We start from the raw sequence: 6,276 nt of genomic DNA, 5'->3' as shown, positions 1-6,276 counted from the left end.
GGGTCCCGTCAACTGTTTGTGCGCTAATACGGGCTCACGCGCGGTCTGCAGCACGACGGGCTACTACTGCCGCGCGATCTCGTCTAAGACGATATCGGCGTGGGTCTCGTGTTCCCGGACGTCCGGCCTGCACAGGCCGGGCCCCTCGGGCGTTCGTCCGGGGCTGCCGAGGTGTCGCGTCTGCCACCATGTGCGGGTGCAGAAGCGACGCAAGGGGACGACGGAGAGCGCCGTCCTGATCATCCTGGCGGTCATCGCCCCCATCCTGCTGATGCAGCAGCGGCGAGGAAGGGGGCACTTCATCCACGACACCACGACCGCCGTGGTGCTGTTCGGTGCCGTGGCCCTCGTGGCCGCGCTCGGTATCGCGATCACGGTGCGCCGCCGGGGGCCGCTCGCGGGGGAGAAGGCAGCGTTCGTCCTCCTGGGGCTGTTCACGGGGGTGGGGGTCGCGATCGGGACCTGGCGGACGGTCGACGAGGGGCCGAGCGCCTCCACGGTCCTGGGGGTCCTGGCCGGCCTCGTCGCGGTCGGGGTCTACGTGGTCCTCGCGCTCCGGGTCCGCCCCTCGCACGCTCGATGACACAGGTCGTCGTTCTCTCGAGTGCCGCTCGAGGGTCTGGCCTCGCGTGGCGCCGTGCGGGAGGGCATGAGATCGCCGGGGATCCGCCGATTCCTGCCCAAGGTTGAAGCCCTGAGTGAGACTTCCAGAATGCCCGGATGCCTAGTAGATAGTTGCGTGCTCGACGAACTATCGACCACTGGTTGACCCCCGGCGCCGAGGGGCTCGGGCGAGTTGACACCCCCTCGGGGAAGGCGTGTACTGGAAGTGTTCGAACACCTGTTCGAATGTCTTTCGAGCGTGCAGGAGGTGTCATGACCCTGGTCGACGACGCCCTCCTGGCGGCCCTGGGCGGCCCCGCGGACACCGCAGGCGCCACCGGCCCCACGCACGCCGAGCGGACCCTGCTCGCCCGGTCTGTGCTGCGCCGCGCCGAGCTCTCGGCCCGGCGAGCACCGGGGAGCACGGGGGAGGAGAGGCTCCTCCCGGTCCCCGACGAGCTGACCGGTCTGCTGCCCTTCGGCGGTCTCCAGCGCGGTACCGCGGTGGTGGTCGACGGCTCCACCTCGCTCCTGCTCGCGCTGCTGTCGGAGGCCTCGCGCACGGGGGCCTGGACCGCGATGGTCGGGTTCCCCCGCCTCGGGGTCCTCGCAGCGGCCGAGGCCGGGATCGACCTCGGCCGTGTCGCGCTCGTCCCGTCCCCGGGACCCGACGCCGCGGCAGCCGTCGCGGCCCTGCTCGACGGGATCGACGTCGTCGTGGTCGGCCCGCAGGCCGCACTGACCGACACCGACCGCCGCCGGCTGACCTCGCGTGCCCGCGAGCGCGGCAACCTGCTCGTCGCGGCACAGCCCTGGGCCGGTGCGCACGTGGTCCTCACGGTCCGGGAGGGCACGTGGTCGGGCGTGGACCAGGGCGCGGGGTACCTCCGCCGGCGCCGGCTGACGGTCGAGCGCAGCGGGCGGGCCGGGGCCTCGCGCGGCATCGAGCGCCAGGTCGAGCTGCCGCTGCGCGCGCACGCCGTGAAGAACCCGCGGCAGGTCGAGAAGACCCCGCCCGGCCTCCGGCTCGTCGGATGAGCACCGAGACCACGGCCACCCGCACAGCGGTCCTGTGGGTGCCGGACTGGCCGGTCGTCGCGGCCATGGGGGCGGGGCAGGTCCCCGCGCACGTGCCGGCGGCCACGCACGACGGCCGCCGGGTCCTCGCGGTCTCGGCCACCGCCCGGGCGCAGGGCGTGCGCCGGGGGATGCGACGTCGTCGGGCGCAGGAGTGCTGCCCCGAGATCGAGCTGCTCGACGCCGACGACGGCCGCGACGCGCGCGAGTTCGAGCCCGTCGCGCTCGCGGCCGAGACCGTGGTCGCGGGCATCGAGGTCGCGCGCCCCGGGCTCCTGCTCCTGCCCTCGGGCGGTCCCGCGCGCTACCACGGCACCGAGGAACGTCTCGCGCAGGTGCTCGTCGAGCGGGTCGCGCAGGACACGGGCCACGAGAGCCAGGTCGGCGTCGCCGACGGGATCCTCGCGGCCGTGCTCGCGGCGCGGGCCTCGGCGGTCGTGCCCGCCGGGACCTCGCGCGCCTACCTCGCCCCGCGCCCGCTGGGCGAGCTCGCGCACGTCGTCGTGGGCGACGCCCAGCCCGTCGCGCAGCTCGTCGACCTCCTGGGGCGGCTCGGGCTGCGGACCTTCGCGGACCTCGCGGCCCTGCCCGCAGCGAGCGTGCGCTCGCGCTTCGGCGACCTGGGCGCGTGGGCCCAGCGCCTGGCGCAGGGCGAGGACCTGCGCCCGCCCGCGAGACGCCGCATCGAGGCGGACGTGGCCGTCGAGTGCGAGCTCGACCCGCCCGCCGAGCGCGTCGACGTCGCGACCTTCGCGGCCCGGAGGCTCGCCGAGGACCTGCACGCCCAGCTCGTCGAGCGGTCCTCGTCGTGCGGTCGGCTGCGCATCACGGCCCGCACCGAGGACGGGCGCGAGCTCGAACGGACCTGGCGCTGCGACGACGGGGCCATGGGCGGGCTCACCGCGGCCCGGATCACCGACCGCGTGCGCTGGCAGCTCGAAGGGTGGCTCACGGCGTCGCGCGTCGCGCTGGGGCAGCGCCGGCGCCAGGAGCAGCGGCAGCGGCGACAGGGCCCGCGTCGGGACGCTCGGGGGACCGAGCCGGACGACGGCACGGCCTTCGAGGACCTGCCGGACCTGCCCGAGGACCGGCCCTCACCGCTCGTGCGGCTCGCGATCACCGCGGAGGAGGTCGTGGCCGCAGGGGTCGAGCAGCCGCGGCTGTGGGGCGCGTCGAGCGGCGAGGACGCGCGCGCCCAGCGTGCGCTGGGCCGTGTCCAGGGCCTCCTGGGCGGGGACGGCGTGCTGAGCGTCGTCACGCAGGGCGGGCGCGACGTCCACGACCAGGTGCACCTCGCCCCGTGGGGCGACGCGGCCCCCGCGCCGCGTCGCGCGGACCTGCCGTGGCCGGGGCGCCTGCCCGAGCCCGCGCCGGCCCTCGTGCTGGACGTCCCGGAGGACGTCACGGTCCTGGACGACGGCGGAGCCCCCGTCCGCGTGGACGTGCGCCTCGCGATGAGCGCACCGCCCGCGACCGTACGGTGGGAGTCGGGACGGCCGCGCTCGGCCCGCGTGCTCGGCTGGGCCGGGCCGTGGCCGCTCGCCGAACGCTGGTGGAGCCAGACCCCGCGCCGTCGGGCGTACCTGCAGGTGCTGCTCGACGACGGGCGCGGCGTGCTGCTCGCGAGCGCCCAGGGGCGCTGGACCGTGGAGGCCGTCTATGACTAGGCCCGCCGGCTCGGCGCCCCGCTACGCGGAGCTGCACGCACACTCGGCGTTCAGCTTCCTCGACGGCGCGAGCCATCCCGAGGAGCTCGCGGCCGAGGCCGCGCACCTGGGGCTGTCCGCGCTCGCGGTGACCGACCACGACGGCCTGTACGGGGTGGTCCGCTTCGCGACCGCGGCGCGCGCGGTGTCCCTGCCGACCGTGTTCGGCGCCGAGCTGCACCTGCCCGTCGCACCCGCCCCTGGTGCTGCCCCCGTCCTGGACGCGCCCACGGGCGTGCCGGACCCGCGGGCGTCCCACCTGCTCGTCCTGGCCCGCGGCCCGGACGGGTACCGCAACCTGTCGAGCGCGATCGCGACCGCGCACCTCGCGACGGGTACCAAGGGGGCGGCCGACTACCGTCTCGACCTGCTCGGCGAGCAGTCGGGCGGCCAGTGGCTCGTCCTGACGGGCTGCCGCAAGGGCGCGGTGCGCTCGGCGCTGCTCACCGAGGGGCCGCGGGCCGCTCGCCGCGAGCTCGACCGGCTCGTCCAGGTCTTCGGCCCGGACAACGTGGCCGTCGAGATCACCGACTCGGGCGACCCCCGCGACAGCGACCTGTGCGACGCGCTCGCCGACCTGGCCACGGGTGCACGCCTGCCGCTGGTCGCGACGGGCAACGTCCACTACGCGCGCCCCCGCGACGCGCCCCTCGCGGGGGCGCTCGCGGCCGTGCGCGCCCGGTCGTCGCTCGACGACATGGACGGCTGGTTGCCCGGGGCCCCCACCTCGCACCTGCGTTCGGCGGCCGAGATGCTCGACCGGCACCGTCGCCACCCGCAGGCCGTGGTCACTGCCGCGGAGCTGGGGGCCGAGTGCCAGTTCGACCTGCGCCTCGTGGCCCCCGAGCTGCCGCCGTACCCGGTCCCGGACGGGCACGACGAGCGGTCGTGGCTGCGCGTGCTCGTGGAGCGCGGGGGAGCCGACCGCTACGGCCCTCGCGAGGCCGAGCGCGAGCCCGGGGCGTGGCGGCAGATCGACCACGAGCTCGCGATCATCGAGCAGCTCGGGTTCCCCGGGTACTTCCTCATCGTCTACGACCTTGTGGAGTTCTGCCGCACGCGCGGCATCCTCGCGCAGGGGCGCGGCTCGGCCGCGAACTCGGCCGTCTGCTACGCGCTCGGCATCACGGCCGTGGACGCCGTCAAGCACGGCCTGCTGTTCGAGCGCTTCCTCGCGCCCGAGCGGGACGGGCCGCCGGACATCGACGTCGACATCGAGTCGGTGCGCCGCGAGGAGGTCATCCAGTACGTGTACGAGCGGTTCGGGCGCACGCACGCGGCGCAGGTCGCCAACGTCATCTCCTACCGGCCCCGGTCCGCGGTGCGGGACGCCGCGCGGGCCCTCGGGCACGACGTCGGGCAGCAGGACGCGTGGAGCAAGTCGATCGAGCGCTGGGGGTCGTTGCGCGGGCCGGACCCGTCGTCGCCCGCGGCGGACCGGGCGGCCCGGGAACGGGCGATCGCCGCACGCGGGGCGCACGGGGCGGCTCCGGCGGGGGCCCCGGCCTCGGCAGGGGCGGGGGCGGTCACGACGCCCGTCGGTCGGCCCACCGTCGTGACCCGCACCGCGGCCAAGGACGCCCGCATGGCCGAGGTCTGGGGGACCGGTGCACCCCAGCAGGGCAAGCAGGGCCGGCAGGGCCCGTCGCGACGACGTGCGGACCGCCCGCACGCGGGGCACGCCGACTGGACCCCGGACCTGTCGGGTCGCGTCGTCGACCCGCTGGCTCACGACGACGCGGACCGGCGGGACGAGCCCACCCTGCGCTCCGACGACCCGCACGACGTCGTGCCCGCCCACCGTCCGCCGTCGGCCGCCGAGGAGGGCGAGATCCCGGGTCCGGTGCTGAGCCTCGCGGAGCGTCTCCTGAGACTCCCGAGGCACCTCGGCATCCACTCGGGCGGCATGGTCATGTGCGACCGCCCCGTGATCGAGGTGTGCCCGGTCGAGTGGGCGCGCATGGAGGGGCGCACGGTCCTGCAGTGGGACAAGGAGGACTGCGCGGACGCGGGGCTCGTGAAGTTCGACCTCCTGGGCCTGGGGATGCTCACGGCGATCCGGGTCGCGTTCGAGCTGATCGCCGAGCACGAGGGCCTGGACCTCGAGCTGCACTCGCTGCCCGACGAGGACCCCGCGGTCTACGACCTGCTGTGCGCGGCGGACACCGTCGGGGTGTTCCAGGTCGAGTCGCGCGCCCAGATGGCGACGCTGCCACGCCTGCAGCCGCGCACGTTCTACGACATCGTGATCGAGGTCGCGCTCATCCGCCCCGGCCCCATCCAGGGTGGCTCGGTACACCCGTACATCAACCGGGCGCGCGGACGGGAGGAGGTCACGTACCTGCACCCGCTGCTCGAGAAGTCGCTCGCCAAGACCCTGGGCGTGCCGCTGTTCCAGGAGCAGCTCATGCAGATGGCGATCGACGTCGCGAGCTTCAGCGCGGCGGAGGCCGACCAGCTGCGCCGCGCGATGGGCTCCAAGCGGTCGGTCGAGCGCATGGAGGCGCTGCACGGGCGGCTCCTGGCGGGCATGGCGAAGAACGGGGTCGCCCCGGACGTCGCCGAGCAGATCTTCGACAAGCTCAAGGCGTTCGCGGACTTCGGGTTCCCCGAGTCGCACGCCTACTCGTTCGCGTACCTCGTGTACGCGAGCGCGTGGCTCAAGGTGCACCACCCGGCCGCGTTCTTCGCGGGCCTGCTCGCGGCGCAGCCCATGGGGTTCTACTCGCCGCAGTCGCTCGTCGCGGACGCGCGTCGTCACGGCGTCACGGCGCTGCGCCCGGACGTCGACGCGTCGGGCGTCAAGGCGGGGGTCGAGCGCCTGCCCGGGGTGTCGGCGAGCCGGAAGGCCGGGGAGGGGGCGCCGTCGGGCAGGGACGTGCTGCCCGAC

General features: G+C 75.3%; 4 protein-coding genes. All 4 read left to right on the top strand.

Going from position 1 to position 6,276, the window contains the following annotated elements; translation table 11 throughout:
• Positions 1–196: 196 nt before the first annotated feature.
• A complete protein-coding gene (locus ACFWFR_RS16420; RefSeq protein WP_377623667.1) occupies positions 197–583 on the top strand; it encodes a hypothetical protein in 387 nt (128 codons plus the stop codon).
• Positions 584–876: 293 nt separating this feature from the next.
• Positions 877–1,641 (top strand): hypothetical protein, encoded by a 765-nt coding sequence (locus ACFWFR_RS16415; RefSeq protein ID WP_191804731.1) that lies wholly within the window; start codon positions 877–879, stop codon positions 1,639–1,641.
• Entirely contained in the window at positions 1,638–3,347 is a 1,710-nt protein-coding gene (locus ACFWFR_RS16410) for a DNA polymerase Y family protein (RefSeq protein ID WP_377623666.1), read from the top strand. Before ACFWFR_RS16415 ends, ACFWFR_RS16410 begins: the two co-directional genes overlap by 4 nt.
• Positions 3,340–6,276, top strand: a 2,937-nt coding sequence (locus tag ACFWFR_RS16405; RefSeq protein ID WP_377623664.1) for a PHP domain-containing protein, incomplete at its 3' end; no start/stop codon positions are given. The genes ACFWFR_RS16410 and ACFWFR_RS16405, both read left to right, overlap by 8 nt.

Origin of the sequence: Oerskovia sp. NPDC060287, from assembly GCF_042726775.1 — a bacterium.
Classification (GTDB): Bacteria; Actinomycetota; Actinomycetes; order Actinomycetales; family Cellulomonadaceae; genus Oerskovia; species Oerskovia merdavium.
The sequence above is the reverse complement of the archived record's forward strand: the minus strand, read 5'-3'. Positions and strand labels throughout refer to the sequence as shown.